Source organism: Pseudomonas sp. MD330_10 (genome assembly GCF_042610415.1).
In the GTDB taxonomy this organism is placed as follows: domain Bacteria; phylum Pseudomonadota; class Gammaproteobacteria; order Pseudomonadales; family Pseudomonadaceae; genus Aquipseudomonas; species Aquipseudomonas rhodesiae.
The window spans coordinates 242,252-257,034 of sequence record NZ_JBHGZU010000007.1; the positions used below are offsets into that span (position 1 = coordinate 242,252).

Genomic DNA, 14,783 nt, shown 5'->3' on the forward strand with positions numbered 1-14,783 from the left:
AAGTTTTACTAGGGAAGTTGCTATTGCATGTGGCGTGAAACCAAAATTCTGCTGATTGATGACGATAGCGTCCGCCGCCGCGATTTAGCGGTGATTTTGAATTTTCTCGGCGAAGAAAATTTGCCCTGCGGCAGCCACGATTGGCAGCAGGCGGTCAGCTCGTTGTCGTCGAGCCGTGAAGTCATTTGTGTGCTGATCGGGACGGTAAACGCTCCTGGCGCTGTTTTGGGCTTGTTAAAGACACTGTCTACCTGGGATGAGTTCCTTCCCGTGTTGCTGATGGGCGAAAATTCTTCGCTCGACCTGCCCGAAGACCAGCGCCGACGTGTCCTTTCCACCCTGGAAATGCCGCCCAGCTACAGCAAATTGCTTGATTCCCTGCACCGTGCCCAGGTCTATCGCGAGATGTACGACCAGGCTCGCGAGCGCGGTCGTCATCGCGAACCCAACCTGTTCCGTAGCCTGGTCGGCACCAGCCGCGCCATCCAGCACGTGCGCCAGATGATGCAGCAAGTGGCCGACACTGACGCCAGCGTGCTGATCCTCGGCGAGTCGGGCACCGGCAAGGAAGTGGTCGCGCGCAACCTGCATTACCATTCCAAGCGCCGCGACGGGCCCTTTGTACCGGTCAACTGCGGGGCGATTCCGGCAGAGCTGCTGGAAAGCGAGCTGTTCGGTCACGAGAAGGGCGCCTTTACCGGCGCCATTACCAGCCGTGCTGGGCGTTTCGAGCTGGCCAACGGCGGCACTCTGTTCCTCGACGAAATCGGCGACATGCCGCTGCCGATGCAGGTCAAGCTGCTGCGTGTGTTGCAGGAGCGCACCTTCGAGCGCGTGGGCAGCAACAAGACCCAGAGCGTGGACGTGCGCATCATCGCCGCGACCCACAAGAACCTCGAAAGCATGATCGAGATCGGCAGCTTCCGCGAAGACCTCTACTATCGCCTCAACGTATTCCCCATCGAGATGGCACCGCTGCGTGAGCGCGTGGAAGACATCCCGCTGCTGATGAACGAACTGATCTCGCGCATGGAACACGAAAAGCGTGGCTCGATTCGCTTCAATTCCGCCGCAATCATGTCCCTGTGCCGCCACGGCTGGCCGGGCAACGTGCGTGAGCTGGCCAACCTGGTGGAGCGCATGGCGATCATGCACCCCTACGGTGTGATCGGCGTGGTCGAGCTGCCGAAGAAATTCCGCTATGTCGACGACGAAGATGAGCAATTGGTCGACAGTCTGCGCAGTGACATGGAAGAACGGGTCGCCATCAACGGCCACACCCCGGACTTCGGTTCCACTGCCATGCTTCCGCCGGAGGGCCTGGACCTGAAGGACTACCTCGGTAACCTGGAGCAGGGCCTGATCCAACAAGCCCTGGACGATGCCGGTGGCATTGTCGCCCGTGCCGCCGAGCGCTTGCGCATTCGTCGTACCACCCTGGTGGAGAAGATGCGCAAGTACGGTATGAGCCGCCGCGAAGGTGACGAACAGGCGGATGATTGACGCCTGTTTTTCAACTGACTGAAAACTAAGCCTATTTTTTTAGGCACGGGTATTGCTACAGCCCTCGCAACGTTCCGTTTAACTGACGGTCAGCCAAGCGAGAGAGCATCATGCCCCACGCCGCCCAATTAGCCTCAGCCCCTGCCATCCAGGGGCTTGTTCCCTCCGCAGAGCCGCTCGCCCGGCAGGGTCTTGAACATGCGTTCTCGCATTTCAACCAGATGTCGAGCCAACTGAGCGACTCCTACAGTCTGCTGGAAGCCCGGGTCTCGGAGCTTAAAGGCGAGCTGGCGGTGGTCAGTGCTCAGCGTATGCAGGAGCTGGCCGAGAAAGAACGCCTGGCCAACCGCTTGCAAAACCTGCTCGACCTGTTGCCCGGCGGCGTGATCGTGATTGACGACCAAGGCCGCGTGCGCGAAGCCAACCCCGCCGCCTGCGACCTGCTGGGACTGCCGCTGGAAGGCGAGCTGTGGCGTCACGTCATCACCCGCTGCTTCGCCCCGCGCGAAGATGATGGTCATGAAATCTCCCTCAAGGATGGGCGTCGACTGTCGATTTCCACCCGTTCCCTGGACGCCGAGCCCGGCCAGTTGGTGCTGCTCAACGACCTGACTGAAACCCGCCACTTGCAAGACCAGTTGGCGCGCCATGAGCGCTTGTCGTCCCTGGGGCGCATGGTCGCTTCTCTGGCGCATCAAATCCGTACGCCCTTGTCGGCGGCGTTGATCTACGCCAGTCATTTGACTGATGAACAGTTGCCGGCCGCGACCCATCAGCGTTTCGCCGGGCGCCTTAAAGAGCGTCTGCACGAATTGGAGCATCAGGTACGCGACATGTTGGTGTTCGCTCGCGGCGAACTGCCGTTGACCGACCGCATCACTCCGGCCGAGCTGATGCAGACCCTGCAGGCGGCGGCCGCCACACACATTCAAGACGCGCAGGTGCGCTGGCAGTGCGACAGCCACCAAGGCGAGTTGCTGTGCAATCGCGACACCTTGGTGGGATCGCTGCTCAACCTGATCGAAAACGCCACCCAGGCCAGCGGCCCCGGCGCGCGGCTCAAGGTGCATCTATATCGCCGTCAAGATTCGCTGCGCCTGTGCATCAGCGACAACGGCAGTGGCATCGACCCGCAGGTGCTGCGGCGTCTGGGCGAACCCTTTTTTACCACCAAGACCAACGGAACTGGCCTGGGCCTGACGGTGGTCAAGGCCGTGGCGCGCGCCCATCAGGGAGAATTGCAGCTGCGTTCCCGGTTGGGGCGCGGCACCTGTGCATTGATGAGCTTGCCGCTGTTTTCAGGCGCGGCAAGCGCGGAGTAAAGAGTCATGGCTATCAAGGTTTTACTGGTGGAAGACGATCGCGCCCTGCGTGAAGCATTGGCTGACACGCTGCTGTTGGCGGGCCATGACTACCGGGCGGTCGGGTCTGCCGAGGAGGCCTTGGACGCGGTGGCACAGGAGGCGTTCAGCCTGGTGGTCAGCGACGTCAATATGCCCGGCATGGACGGTCACCAGTTGCTGGCCCTGCTGCGCGCCCGCCAGCCGCAACTGCCGGTGTTGTTGATGACTGCCCACGGTGCCGTGGAACGCGCGGTGGATGCGATGCGCCAGGGCGCGGCGGATTACCTGGTCAAGCCCTTTGAGCCCAAGGCCCTGATCGAGTTGGTAGCGCGCCACGCTCTTGGCGTGATCTCGGCGCACGAAGGCGAGGGTCCGATTGCCATCGAGCCAGCCAGCGCCCAGTTGCTGGAATTGGCGGCCCGCGTGGCGCGCAGCGATTCCACGGTGCTGATTTCCGGTGAGTCCGGTACGGGTAAGGAAGTGCTGGCGCGTTACATTCACCAGCAGTCGACCCGCGCCAAGCAGCCGTTCATCGCCATCAACTGCGCGGCGATCCCCGACAACATGCTGGAAGCCACGCTGTTCGGTCATGAAAAGGGCTCATTCACCGGTGCTATTGCGGCGCAAGCCGGCAAGTTCGAGCAGGCCGACGGCGGCACGATCCTGCTCGACGAGATTTCCGAGATGCCCTTGGGCCTGCAAGCCAAGTTGCTGCGTGTGTTGCAGGAGCGCGAAGTGGAGCGCGTCGGCGCGCGCAAACCGATCCAGTTGGATATCCGAGTGGTGGCCACCACCAACCGCGATCTCGCCGGCGAAGTGGCGGCGGGGCGCTTCCGTGAAGACTTGTTCTATCGCCTGTCGGTGTTTCCGCTGGCCTGGCGCCCTTTGCGCGAGCGTCCGGCGGATATCGTGCCCTTGGCCGAGCGCCTGCTGAACAACCACGTCAAAAAAATGAAGCACGCCCAGGCGCGGCTGTCGGCCGAGGCGCAGGCGTGCCTGATCGCCTATCCATGGCCGGGCAACGTGCGGGAACTGGACAACGCGATCCAACGTGCCCTGATCTTGCAGCAGGGCGGCTTGATTCAACCCCAGGATTTCTGTCTGGCCATGGGCAGTGGCGCGGCGCCGCTGCCGACACTGGCCCCCGCACCGTTGGTCGCCGAGGTGGAAACCGCCAGCGCTTTGGGCGATGACCTGCGTCGCCGCGAATTCCAGATGATCATCGATACCCTGCGCGCCGAGCGCGGCCGCCGCAAAGAGGCCGCCGAACGCCTGGGCATCAGCCCGCGCACCTTGCGCTACAAGTTGGCGCAGATGCGCGACGCGGGCATGGATGTGGAAGCGTATCTTTTCGCCACCTGAAAATAGCCAAGGCGTACAAGGTTTGTCGCCTTTTCTTACGAGTCGCCACGGATCTGGCACCCTTGTTGCTACCTCCCCTAGTAACTGCAGCGTAGTGTCAAATTTTTGCGGGTCGGAGAGAGAAGGTCATGAGCCAGGGTATTGAGTTCAATCGGTTGATGTTGGATATGCGCTCCATGCAGATGGATGCCATGGCTCAACCGAAATCCGTCGCGCCAGCGCCGGAGTTGGGCCAAAGCAGTTTTGCCGACATGCTTGGTCAGGCCATCAACAAAGTCAGCGACACCCAGCAAGCCTCCAGCCAGTTGGCCAGCGCGTTCGAGATCGGCAAGAGCGGTGTGGACCTCACCGACGTGATGATCGCTTCGCAAAAAGCCAGCGTTTCCTTTCAGGCTCTGACCCAAGTGCGTAACAAGCTGGTTCAGGCCTATCAAGACATCATGCAGATGCCGGTTTAAGGGCGAGATTTAAGTCATGGCAGAAGCAGTCGTGGACAACGTACCCGCCAAGACAGAAGGCAAGCCGCCGCTGTTTGGCCTGTCGTTCCTGGAAAACCTTTCGGAAATGACCATGTTGCGTCAGGTTGGCCTGTTGGTCGGCCTGGCTGCCAGCGTGGCGATTGGTTTTGCCGTGGTGTTGTGGTCGCAGCAACCCGATTACCGGCCATTGTATGGCAGCCTGGCTGGCCTGGATTCCAAACAGATCATGGAAACCCTGGCCGCCGCCGACATCGCCTACACCGTGGAGCCCAACTCCGGGGCTCTGCTGGTCAAGGCCGATGACGTCGCCCGTGCGCGCATGAAGCTGGCCGCTGCCGGTGTGACGCCGTCCGACAGCAATATCGGTTTTGAGATCCTCGACAAGGACCAGGGCCTGGGCACCAGTCAATTCATGGAAGCCACCCGTTATCGTCGCGGCCTGGAAGGCGAACTGGCGCGTACCATCTCCAGCCTCAATAACGTCAAGGGTGCCCGCGTGCACCTGGCCATTCCGAAAAGCTCGGTATTTGTGCGTGATGAGCGCAAGCCCAGCGCCTCGGTGCTGGTTGAGCTGTTCGCCGGTCGTTCCCTGGAACCCGGTCAGGTCAATGCCATCGTCAACCTGGTGGCTACCAGCGTTCCCGAACTGAGCAAATCCCAGATCACCGTGGTGGATCAAAAGGGCAACCTGCTCTCCGACCAAGCTGAGAACTCCGCGCTGACCCAGGCCGGCAAGCAGTTCGATTACAGCCGCCGCGTGGAAAGCATGCTGACCCAGCGCGTGCACAACATCCTGCAACCGGTGTTGGGCAATGACCGCTATAAAGCCGAAGTCTCCGCCGATGTGGATTTCAGCGCCGTGGAGTCCACCTCTGAGCAGTTCAACCCTGACCAGCCGGCCCTGCGCAGCGAGCAGTCCACCAGCGAACAACGCACCGCCAGCAATGGCCCCCAAGGTGTGCCGGGAGCCCTGAGCAACCAGCCGCCATCGCCGGCCTCGGCCCCGCAAACCACCGGTGGCGCCGCCGCTACCGCCGGCGCGATCCAGCCTGGGCAACCGCTGCTGGACGCCAACGGTCAGCAGATCATGGACCCGGCCACCGGCCAGCCGATGCTCGCCCCGTACCCGGCGGACAAGCGTAACCAGTCCACCAAGAACTTCGAGCTGGACCGTTCCATCAGCCATACCAAGCAGCAGCAGGGCCGTGTCAATCGCCTGTCGGTGTCGGTAGTGGTCGACGATCAGGTCAAGGTCAATGCCGCAGACGGCGCGGTCACCCGTGCCCCGTGGAGCGCCGACGAATTGGCGCGCTTTACCCGCCTGGTGCAGGACGCCGTCGGCTTCGACGCCAGCCGTGGCGACAGCGTGAGCGTGATCAACATGCCGTTCTCCGCCGAGCGTGGCGAAGTGATTGCCGAGCCTGCGTTCTACTCGCAGCCGTGGTTCTGGGACATCGTCAAGCAAGTGCTGGGTGTGCTGTTCATCCTGGTGCTGGTGTTCGGCGTGCTGCGTCCGGTGCTCAACAACATCACTGGCAATGGCAAGAAACAACTGGCCCTGGCCGGCGGCAGCGATGTCGAGTTGGGTGGCATGGGCGGCCTGGACGGCGAACTGGGCAACGACCGCGTCAGCCTCGGCGGCCCGCAAAGCATCCTGTTGCCAAGCCCGAGCGAAGGCTATGACGCGCAGTTGAACGCAATCAAGAGTCTGGTAGCAGAAGACCCGGGCCGTGTGGCTCAGGTCGTGAAAGAGTGGATTAACGCAGATGAGTGATAATCGAGCCGCTGTTGCCAAGCTCTCCCGAGTCGACAAAGCCGCAGTCCTGCTGCTGTCGTTGGGGGAAACTGACGCCGCCCAAGTGCTGCGCCATATGGGGCCCAAAGAGGTTCAACGGGTGGGCGTGGCCATGGCGCAAATGCGCAATGTGCACCGCGAGCAAGTCGAACAGGTGATGAGCGAGTTCGTCGAGATTGTCGGCGACCAGACCAGCCTGGGCGTCGGCTCCGACAGCTACATCCGCAAGATGCTCACCTCGGCCCTGGGCGAAGACAAGGCCAACGGCCTGATCGACCGTATCCTGCTGGGCGGCAATACCAGCGGCCTGGACAGCCTCAAGTGGATGGAGCCGCGCGCCGTGGCCGATGTGATCCGCTACGAGCACCCGCAGATCCAAGCGATTGTGGTGGCGTACCTTGACCCCGACCAGGCTGGTGAAGTGCTGGGTCACTTCGACCATAAAGTGCGTCTGGACATCATCCTGCGCGTGTCGTCGCTCAATACCGTGCAGCCGGCGGCCCTGAAAGAACTGAACACCATCCTGGAGAAGCAGTTCTCGGGCAACTCCAATGCCTCGCGTACCACCCTGGGCGGTATCAAGCGCGCGGCGGACATCATGAACTTCCTCGACAGCTCGGTCGAAGGCCAGTTGATGGACTCGATCCGCGAGATCGACGACACCCTGTCCGGCCAGATCGAAGACCTTATGTTCGTGTTCAACAACCTCTCCGATGTCGACGACCGTGGCATCCAGGCGTTGCTGCGCGAAGTGTCCTCCGACGTGTTGGTACTGGCACTCAAAGGCTCCGACGACGGCGTCAAGGAAAAGATCTTCAAGAACATGTCCAAGCGTGCGTCCGAACTGTTGCGCGACGACCTGGAAGCCAAGGGCCCGGTACGCGTCAGCGACGTGGAAACCGCGCAGAAAGAAATCCTCACCATTGCCCGCCGTATGGCCGAAGCCGGAGAAATCGTTCTCGGTGGGAAGGGCGGCGAAGAAATGATCTAAGGCGTTGTCCATGTCGAGCAAAGATGAGGCACCCAGCGATCTGATTCGCGCACGGGATGTCGGCGGGTTCGACATCTGGTCGTTGCCCAGCTTCGACCCGCATGTGCCTGAACCCGAACCCGAACCGGTGGAAGAACTACCGGTGGAAATGGAAGAAGTGCCGCTGGAAGAAGTCCAGCCGCTGACCCTGGAAGAGTTGGAAAGCATCCGCCAGGAAGCCTACAACGAGGGCTTTGCCGCTGGTGAAAAAGACGGTTTTCGTAGCACCACCCTCAAGGTGCGCCAGGAAGCCGAGGCCGCGCTGGCTGTGAAACTGGCCAGCCTGGAGCGCTTGATGGGCAGCTTGTTCGAGCCTATCGCCGAACAGGACACCCAGATCGAAAAAGCCATGGTGCGCCTGGTGGAGCACATGACGCGTCAGGTGATTCAGCGTGAGTTGGCGCTGGACTCCAGCCAGATCGAAAGCGTCATGCGCGGAGCCCTCAAGCTGCTGCCCCTGGGCGTCGGCAATGTGCGGCTATACATTAACCCGCAGGATTTCGAACAGGTCAAAGCCCTGCGCGAGCGCCATGAAGAAACCTGGCGCATCGTCGAAGACGCCGCGTTGCAGCCCGGCGGTTGCCGCGTCGAGACCGAGCACAGCCGCATCGATGCCACGGTGGAAACCCGCATCAGCCAGATCATGGCCAAGTTGCTCGATCAACAGCACGAGCAGGTGCTGAACCCGGCCGAACCGGACCTGAGCATCGACTTGGACGCCCCCGATGCGCCTTGATCGCACCAGCTTCACCAAGCGCTTGAGCGCTTACACCGAAGCCACCGAATTGCCCGGCCAGCCGATTCTGGAAGGGCGGCTGTTGCGCATGGTTGGCCTGACCCTCGAAGCCGAAGGTTTGCGCGCCGCCATGGGCAGCCGCTGCATGGTGATCAACGACGACAGTTATCACCCGGTGCAGGTTGAAGCCGAGGTCATGGGGTTTTCCGGCAGCAAGATTTTCCTGATGCCCGTGGGCAGCCTGGCGGGCATCGCCCCCGGTGCCCGCGTGGTGCCCCTGGCCGATACCGGCCGCCTGCCCATGGGCATGAGCATGCTCGGTCGCGTGCTCGACGGCGCCGGTCGCGCGTTGGACGGCAAGGGCGGTATGAAGGCCGAAGATTGGGTGCCGATGGACGGCCCCACCATCAACCCGCTCAACCGTAACCCCATCAGCGTGCCGCTGGACGTGGGGATTCGCAGCATCAACGGTTTATTGACGGTCGGTCGCGGCCAGCGTCTGGGCCTGTTCGCCGGCACCGGCGTGGGTAAGTCGGTGTTGCTGGGCATGATGACGCGCTTTACCGAGGCCGACATCATCGTGGTTGGGCTGATCGGCGAGCGGGGCCGGGAGGTGAAGGAGTTCATCGAGCACAGCCTCGGCGAGGAAGGTCTCAAACGCTCGGTGGTGGTTGCATCCCCTGCCGACGATGCGCCGCTGATGCGACTGCGCGCCGCCATGTATTGCACGCGCATCGCCGAATACTTTCGCGACAAGGGCAAGAACGTCCTGTTGCTGATGGACTCGCTCACCCGTTTCGCCCAGGCCCAGCGGGAAATCGCCCTGGCCATCGGTGAGCCGCCGGCCACCAAGGGTTACCCGCCGTCGGTGTTCGCCAAGCTGCCTAAGCTGGTGGAGCGCGCCGGTAACGCCGAGGCCGGTGGGGGCTCGATCACCGCGTTCTACACGGTGCTGTCCGAGGGCGATGACCAGCAGGATCCCATCGCCGACTCGGCCCGGGGCGTACTCGACGGCCATATCGTGTTGTCGCGGCGCCTGGCGGAGGAGGGGCACTACCCGGCCATCGACATCGAAGCATCCATCAGCCGGGTGATGCCGGCGGTGGTCACGCCCGAGCACATGACCCGTGCGCAGCAGTTCAAGCAGCTGTGGTCGCGTTATCAGCAGAGTCGCGACCTGATCAGCGTCGGCGCTTATGTGGCCGGCGGCGATCGCGATACCGACCTGGCCATCGCCCTGCAACCGCAGTTGGTGACGTACCTGCGCCAGGGCCTCAACGACAAGATCAGCATGGGCGAAAGCGAAGCGCACTTGCAGTCGATCTTCGCCCCGGCGCCAGGCGGCTAAGCCATGGCCAGCAGTCGCGCGTCACGCTTGGCCCCGGTGGTGGACATGGCCGAAAAGGCCGAAAAAACCGCGGTGCAGCGCCTGGGGTATTTCCAGGGCCAAGTGCGCTTGGCCGAAAGCAAGCTGGGCGACCTGGAGCGTTTTCGCGGCGAGTACCAGCAGCAGTGGATCGAGCGCGGCGCCAAAGGCGTATCGGGCCAATGGCTGATGGGCTATCAGGGCTTTCTCAACCAGTTGGAAACCGCCGTCGGCCAGCAGCGTCAAAGCCTGGCCTGGCACCAGAACAATCTCGACAAGGCCCGTGAGAGCTGGCAGCAGGCATTCGCACGCGTCGAAGGCTTGCGCAAACTGGTGCAGCGCTATATCGATGAAGCGCGGGCGATTGAAGACAAGCGCGAGCAGAAGTTGCTGGATGAACTGTCCCAACGCCTGCCGCGTCCGGAACAGTTCTAAATGACGGACTGTGTTGCCCGCACTCGGTTCAACTGCTAAACCTTGTGTGTACGTCACCTACGACAAGGAAGCAGTCATATGTCAGTCGAGTCAGTTGTATCCCCGGACGGGAAGAAGTTGACCATCGTTATCAAAGGCCGCTTCGATTTCAGCAGTCACCAGCTCTTTCGTGACGCTTACGAGCGGTTCTACAAGGATCCAGATACCTATATCGTCGACCTCAAAGAAACCACCTATTTGGACAGTTCCGCCCTGGGCATGCTGCTGTTGCTGCGAGACCACGCGGGGGGGGACGAGTCTGAGGTCAGGGTGATCAACAGCAACTCCGATGTGCGCAAGATCCTCGCCATCTCCAACTTCGACAAACTGTTCGACATCAATTGAGCGCCCTGGCCCCCGCCCATGAGGCGCTAACGATCCTGATCGCCGATGACAGCGCTACTGACTTGTTGCTGCTGTCGACCATTGTGCGACGACAGGGGCATCAAGTACTCACCGCCGCCAATGGGCGCGAAGCGGTCGAGGTATTCACGCGCACGCGTCCGCAACTGGTGCTGATGGATGCGCTGATGCCGGTGATGGACGGCTTCGAAGCCGCGCGCTGGATCAAGCAGTTGTCCGGCGAAGCTTTGGTGCCGATCATCTTCCTTACCTCCCTGACCGACAGCGCCGACCTAGCCGAGTGCCTGGACGCCGGCGGCGATGACTTCCTGGCCAAGCCCTACAACCCCTTGCTCCTGGCCGCGAAGATCAACGCCATGGACCGCCTGCGCCGCCTGCAAGCCACGGTCTTGCAGCAGCGCGACCTGATCGCCAAGCACAATGATTACTTGCTGCACGAACAGCGGGTGGCCAAGGCGGTATTCGACAAGGTCGCGCATTCGGGCTGTATCAATGCCGCGCCAAATATCCGCTACCTGCAATCGCCCTATGCGTTGTTCAACGGGGACTTGCTGCTGGCGGCCTACACGCCCTCCGGCGATATGCACGTAATGCTCGGCGATTTTACCGGCCACGGTTTGCCGGCAGCAGTGGGGGCCATGCCCCTGGCGGAAGTGTTCTATGGCATGACCGCCAAGGGCTATGGCCTGGCGCAGACTCTGCGCGAGATGAACGCCAAGCTTAAACGTATTCTGCCGGTGGACATGTTCTGCTGCGCGACCCTGCTGTGCCTGAGTACCGATCGGCGCGTGGTCGAGGTATGGAACGGCGGCATGCCCGAGGGCTATGTGCATGAGGTAGCCACGGGTAAGCGTACACCGCTGGTGTCGCGACACCTGCCGTTGGGAGTGTTGTCGGCGGAACTGTTCGACGACCGCACTGAAGTCTGGCCCATGGCCCTGGGCGACCGGGTGTTTCTGCTGTCCGATGGGGTATTGGAAACCGCCGACGCCAATGATCGATTGTTCGGGGTCGAACGCCTGCAACAAGTATTCGACGCCAACCGCGAGCCCGATCGTCTGTTCGACGACATCGAACAGGCGCTGGTCGCGTTTCGCGGTGAAGCCCGCGATGACGTGAGCATGGTGGAGATCACCTTGAGGTCAGGTCTGGCGACGCGCGCCACCGGGCCGTTATACGCCGACAGCGGCCAGTCGTGCCCACGGGATTGGTCAGTGAATTTCGAATTTCGCGCCGAAACCCTCAAGCACTACAACCCGTTGCCCTACCTGCTGCAACTGCTGTTGGAGATCCACGGCCTGCGTGCACAGAGCGGCGCGCTCTACAGTGTGATGGCCGAGCTGTACTCCAACGCGCTGGAGCACGGCGTACTCGGACTGGATTCTTTGCTCAAACGCGATGCCCAGGGCTTCGCGGACTATTATCGCCAGCGCAACGAGCGTCTGGCCCAACTGGACAGTGGTTACGTGCGAGTGCAAGTGCAAGTGGCGCCCAATGGAGCGGGCGGGACGATGACCTTGCGGATCGAAGACAGCGGCCCCGGGTTTGACGTGGAAAAAGTGCTGGCGCGGCCGGCGGATACCGACCGTCTGTCTGGGCGCGGCTTGAGCCTGGTACGCCAGCTCAGCCGCGATATACGCTGGTCCGATGGCGGGCGCTGTGTCTGCGTGGAGTTTTCCTGGGAGGCTCTGGCATAATCCGCCGATTCTTGATCAAGGAGCGAGCAAGTGGTCGATGTTCATCTGGACCCTGACGTGTTGTCGGGTTTGCAGGAAGTCATGGAAGGTGAGTACCCCAAACTGCTCGAAACCTTTCTTGACGATTCGCAAAAACGCATCGAAGCGCTGCGCACCGCGCGGGATGACGCTAAAGCATTGGGCAGGATCGCCCATAGCTTCAAGGGCAGCAGCGGTAACCTGGGGGCTGTGCGCCTGGCGCAGTTGTGCCAGCGGCTGGAGCTGGAATCCGGCGAGCCGACAGCAAATCTAGAGGCGCTGGTGGATCAGATCGATCATGAGTTTGCGTTGGTCAAGCCGCTGTATGAGTCGGAGCGCCAGCGGTATCAGGTGTAGCGCCAAATCCGCTGTCAGCAGACACAACCACACTTGGCCCGACTCTTGCTGTAGCTCTCGATACTGCATCCTCGATCCCCATGCAGTGGAGACCTTTATCATGCCAGTCGCCCCGAATTCGCTTCTTCAGGCTGCCCCCGCAGCCAAGTCTCAAGCGCCCGCCGCCAACCCGCCGGCGGTGGCGGCGGACCCACGGGACAAGGGCCCTGGCTTCGCTCAAGTGTTCGCCAGCCAGGGTTCCAAGCCCAGCCTCAAGGGCGATGACAACAGCGTCAAACCCTCTCGCGACAAGCCCGCCGATGCCAGCGCCAAGCCGTCCACTGGGGGGGACAAGCCTGCCGCCAACACACCGGCGGTTGCCGATAGCGGCAATACTTTGCCTGCCAATAATCCACCGGCCAAAGCCGATGACGATGCCGATCAGGACGCCGCCGCCGCCGACCCGAGCCTGGCGCAGCAGCCTGCGGTGGATCCCGCGTTGATCGCCGCTGTCGTGCCGGTCGCGGTGCCTGTGGAAGCCCCGGCTCCTGTCGTTGACTCTGTCGATGCCAATACTCAATTGCCGGTCGCCGCGCCACTCGTGGCCAGCGATGACGCCAAGCCCGCCTTCGACCCCGAGGCCGACCCTCTAGATGCAATGCCCGCCGTACGCCTGGCCATGGAGCAGGGCGGTCATGTGTCGGCCAGCAGCCAGGCTTCGGCGAAAACCGCCTCGGCACCGACCCAGGAACAACCGACCGCCGCACAGAACTTCGCCGCAGGCATGGCCAGCATGGTCGATCAGCAAGCCACCAAGGACAGTACCGACCAAGGCGGCGACAAGGCTTTCAGCGGTTTGATTGACGATGGTCTCAAAGACCTCAAGAGCGCCAGCAGCGACACTCGGGTCGACGATTTCGCCAACCGCCTCGCCGCGCTGACCCAGGCCGCCACGCCGAAGACCGCCAACGCCTTGCCGCCTGTCGCGAACGCGCCGCTGGCCATGCACCAGAGCGGCTGGACCGACGAGATCGTCAACCGCGTCATGTACCTCTCCAGCGCCAACCTCAAATCGGCGGAGATCCAGTTGCAGCCGGCCGAACTTGGACGCCTGGATATCAAGGTCAACATGACCGCCGACCAGCAGGCCCAGGTCAATTTTATGAGCGCCCACCCGGTGGTGCGTGAAGCGTTGGAAAACCAGTCCGGGCGTTTGCGTGAAATGTTTGCCCAACAGGGCATGGGGCAAGTGGACGTCAACGTCTCCGACCAGTCCCGTGGCCAGGAGCAGCAACAGCAACAGGCGCAGACCCGCAGTGTGAGCAGTAGCGGTGGACGCGGTGACGTCGGCGACAGCGGTGGTCACGTTGACGTGGCTGAAGCAGTGGCGCCGGTGACATCGACAGTAATCGGCTCCAGCGCGGTGGATTACTACGCTTGATGGGAGGGGGCTTGCCTCGATAACGGTGTATCAGCCCGCTGATGTATAAGCTGGCACACCCTCATCGGGGGCAAGCCCCCTCCCACATTTTGATCTCGTTTCGTCAATTGCCACTCAAGCTGGAATGCGATTCGAGTGGGAGGGGGCTTGCCCCCGATGAGGGTGTGTCAGTTCATAGATAAGTTGACTGATACGCCGCTATCCGGGGGCAAGGCCACCCCCACACTTTATGGTGTTCCTTTGTCTGTGTTCAGCCAGACAACTCTGGCATAACACTTGCTCTTGCCTTCCCGTAGATCTATGAATCCCCGAATAGTGACGGATTATTGGCATGGCGAAGAGCGACGACGCAGCAGCAAAAGCACCCGCAGGCAAAGGTAAGCTCAAGCTTATTCTGTTGATAGTCGTGGGCCTGCTCCTGGCCATCGGTGCCTCGGTGGGTGGCACCTGGTACATCATGCACAGCAGTGCAAGCAAACCGGCACCCGCCGCCGAGACCGCCACCAACGTCAAGCAACCGGCAATCTTCGAGCCGATGCTTCCGGCCTTTGTCGCCAACTTCAACCAGAACGGTCGTCAGCGCTACCTGCAGGTGAGCATCACCTTGCTGGCGCGCAACCAGTCGGACCTGGAGGCACTCAAGGTGCATATGCCGGTGATCCGCAACAACCTGGTGATGCTGTTCTCCAGCCAGAGTTTCGACACCCTGGCCACGCCGGTCGGCCAGGAAATGCTGCGCCAGAAGGTCACTGCCAGCGTGCAGGAAGTAGCCCAGAAAGAGCTGGGCAAAACGGTGGTCGAACAGGCGCTCTTCACTAACTTCGTATTGCAGTAGGATCA

At 61.8% G+C, this 14,783-nt stretch carries 14 protein-coding genes; all 14 read left to right on the top strand.

Annotated elements, in window-relative coordinates:
- Positions 1-27: 27 nt before the first annotated feature.
- The 14 genes from ACFZPT_RS14075 (at position 28) to fliL (ending at position 14,778) form a co-directional block, all read left to right on the top strand.
- Complete coding sequence (locus ACFZPT_RS14075; RefSeq protein ID WP_034099504.1) at positions 28-1,503, top strand: sigma-54 dependent transcriptional regulator; 1,476 nt, start codon at positions 28-30, stop codon at positions 1,501-1,503.
- 110 nt (positions 1,504-1,613) lie between these two features.
- Positions 1,614-2,825 carry a PAS domain-containing sensor histidine kinase gene (locus ACFZPT_RS14080; RefSeq protein ID WP_099312007.1) on the top strand — a complete coding sequence of 404 codons (1,212 nt, stop codon included), beginning with the start codon at positions 1,614-1,616 and terminating at the stop codon, positions 2,823-2,825.
- Positions 2,826-2,831: 6 nt separating this feature from the next.
- Positions 2,832-4,208 carry a sigma-54 dependent transcriptional regulator gene (locus ACFZPT_RS14085; RefSeq protein WP_034138848.1) on the top strand — a complete coding sequence of 459 codons (1,377 nt, stop codon included), beginning with the start codon at positions 2,832-2,834 and terminating at the stop codon, positions 4,206-4,208.
- 128 nt (positions 4,209-4,336) lie between these two features.
- Positions 4,337-4,666: a flagellar hook-basal body complex protein FliE gene (fliE, locus tag ACFZPT_RS14090; RefSeq protein ID WP_034099500.1), complete on the top strand. Its 330-nt coding sequence runs from the start codon at positions 4,337-4,339 to the stop codon at positions 4,664-4,666.
- A gap of 16 nt (positions 4,667-4,682) precedes the next feature.
- Positions 4,683-6,461, top strand: coding sequence for a flagellar basal-body MS-ring/collar protein FliF (gene fliF, locus ACFZPT_RS14095; protein ID WP_034099499.1), 1,779 nt, complete (start codon positions 4,683-4,685; stop codon positions 6,459-6,461).
- Complete coding sequence (fliG, locus tag ACFZPT_RS14100; RefSeq protein ID WP_034099497.1) at positions 6,454-7,473, top strand: flagellar motor switch protein FliG; 1,020 nt, start codon at positions 6,454-6,456, stop codon at positions 7,471-7,473. The genes fliF and fliG overlap by 8 nt, the downstream gene beginning before the upstream one ends.
- 10 nt (positions 7,474-7,483) lie before the next feature.
- On the top strand, positions 7,484-8,248 hold the full coding sequence (gene fliH, locus ACFZPT_RS14105; protein WP_099312009.1) for a flagellar assembly protein FliH: 765 nt from the start codon (positions 7,484-7,486) through the stop codon (positions 8,246-8,248).
- Positions 8,238-9,596, top strand: coding sequence for a flagellar protein export ATPase FliI (gene fliI / locus ACFZPT_RS14110; protein WP_034099493.1), 1,359 nt, complete (start codon positions 8,238-8,240; stop codon positions 9,594-9,596). The genes fliH and fliI overlap by 11 nt, the downstream gene beginning before the upstream one ends.
- A 3-nt stretch (positions 9,597-9,599) precedes the next feature.
- Complete coding sequence (gene fliJ, locus ACFZPT_RS14115; protein ID WP_034099491.1) at positions 9,600-10,049, top strand: flagellar export protein FliJ; 450 nt, start codon at positions 9,600-9,602, stop codon at positions 10,047-10,049.
- Between the two features lie 78 nt (positions 10,050-10,127).
- The gene (locus ACFZPT_RS14120) at positions 10,128-10,433 is read left to right on the top strand and encodes an STAS domain-containing protein (RefSeq protein WP_034099489.1); all 306 of its coding nucleotides are present in this window, start codon (positions 10,128-10,130) and stop codon (positions 10,431-10,433) included.
- Entirely contained in the window at positions 10,430-12,148 is a 1,719-nt protein-coding gene (locus ACFZPT_RS14125; RefSeq protein WP_099312011.1) for a fused response regulator/phosphatase, read from the top strand. The genes ACFZPT_RS14120 and ACFZPT_RS14125 overlap by 4 nt, the downstream gene beginning before the upstream one ends.
- A gap of 30 nt (positions 12,149-12,178) precedes the next feature.
- Complete coding sequence (locus ACFZPT_RS14130; protein WP_034114730.1) at positions 12,179-12,523, top strand: Hpt domain-containing protein; 345 nt, start codon at positions 12,179-12,181, stop codon at positions 12,521-12,523.
- A gap of 100 nt (positions 12,524-12,623) precedes the next feature.
- Complete coding sequence (locus ACFZPT_RS14135) at positions 12,624-13,943, top strand: flagellar hook-length control protein FliK (RefSeq protein WP_099312013.1); 1,320 nt, start codon at positions 12,624-12,626, stop codon at positions 13,941-13,943.
- Positions 13,944-14,274: 331 nt separating this feature from the next.
- Positions 14,275-14,778: a flagellar basal body-associated protein FliL gene (fliL, locus tag ACFZPT_RS14140; RefSeq protein ID WP_034099481.1), complete on the top strand. Its 504-nt coding sequence runs from the start codon at positions 14,275-14,277 to the stop codon at positions 14,776-14,778.
- Positions 14,779-14,783 lie beyond the last annotated feature (5 nt).

Coding starts and splice junctions, on each gene's coding strand:
- fliE (WP_034099500.1), top strand. CDS start 4,337: ATGAGCCAGGGTATTGAGTTCAATCGGTTGATGTTGGATATGCGCTCC.
- ACFZPT_RS14085 (WP_034138848.1), top strand. CDS start 2,832: ATGGCTATCAAGGTTTTACTGGTGGAAGACGATCGCGCCCTGCGTGAA.
- fliH (WP_099312009.1), top strand. CDS start 7,484: ATGTCGAGCAAAGATGAGGCACCCAGCGATCTGATTCGCGCACGGGAT.
- fliF (WP_034099499.1), top strand. CDS start 4,683: ATGGCAGAAGCAGTCGTGGACAACGTACCCGCCAAGACAGAAGGCAAG.
- fliL (WP_034099481.1), top strand. CDS start 14,275: ATGGCGAAGAGCGACGACGCAGCAGCAAAAGCACCCGCAGGCAAAGGT.
- ACFZPT_RS14120 (WP_034099489.1), top strand. CDS start 10,128: ATGTCAGTCGAGTCAGTTGTATCCCCGGACGGGAAGAAGTTGACCATC.
- ACFZPT_RS14135 (WP_099312013.1), top strand. CDS start 12,624: ATGCCAGTCGCCCCGAATTCGCTTCTTCAGGCTGCCCCCGCAGCCAAG.
- fliG (WP_034099497.1), top strand. CDS start 6,454: ATGAGTGATAATCGAGCCGCTGTTGCCAAGCTCTCCCGAGTCGACAAA.
- fliI (WP_034099493.1), top strand. CDS start 8,238: ATGCGCCTTGATCGCACCAGCTTCACCAAGCGCTTGAGCGCTTACACC.
- fliJ (WP_034099491.1), top strand. CDS start 9,600: ATGGCCAGCAGTCGCGCGTCACGCTTGGCCCCGGTGGTGGACATGGCC.
- ACFZPT_RS14080 (WP_099312007.1), top strand. CDS start 1,614: ATGCCCCACGCCGCCCAATTAGCCTCAGCCCCTGCCATCCAGGGGCTT.
- ACFZPT_RS14075 (WP_034099504.1), top strand. CDS start 28: ATGTGGCGTGAAACCAAAATTCTGCTGATTGATGACGATAGCGTCCGC.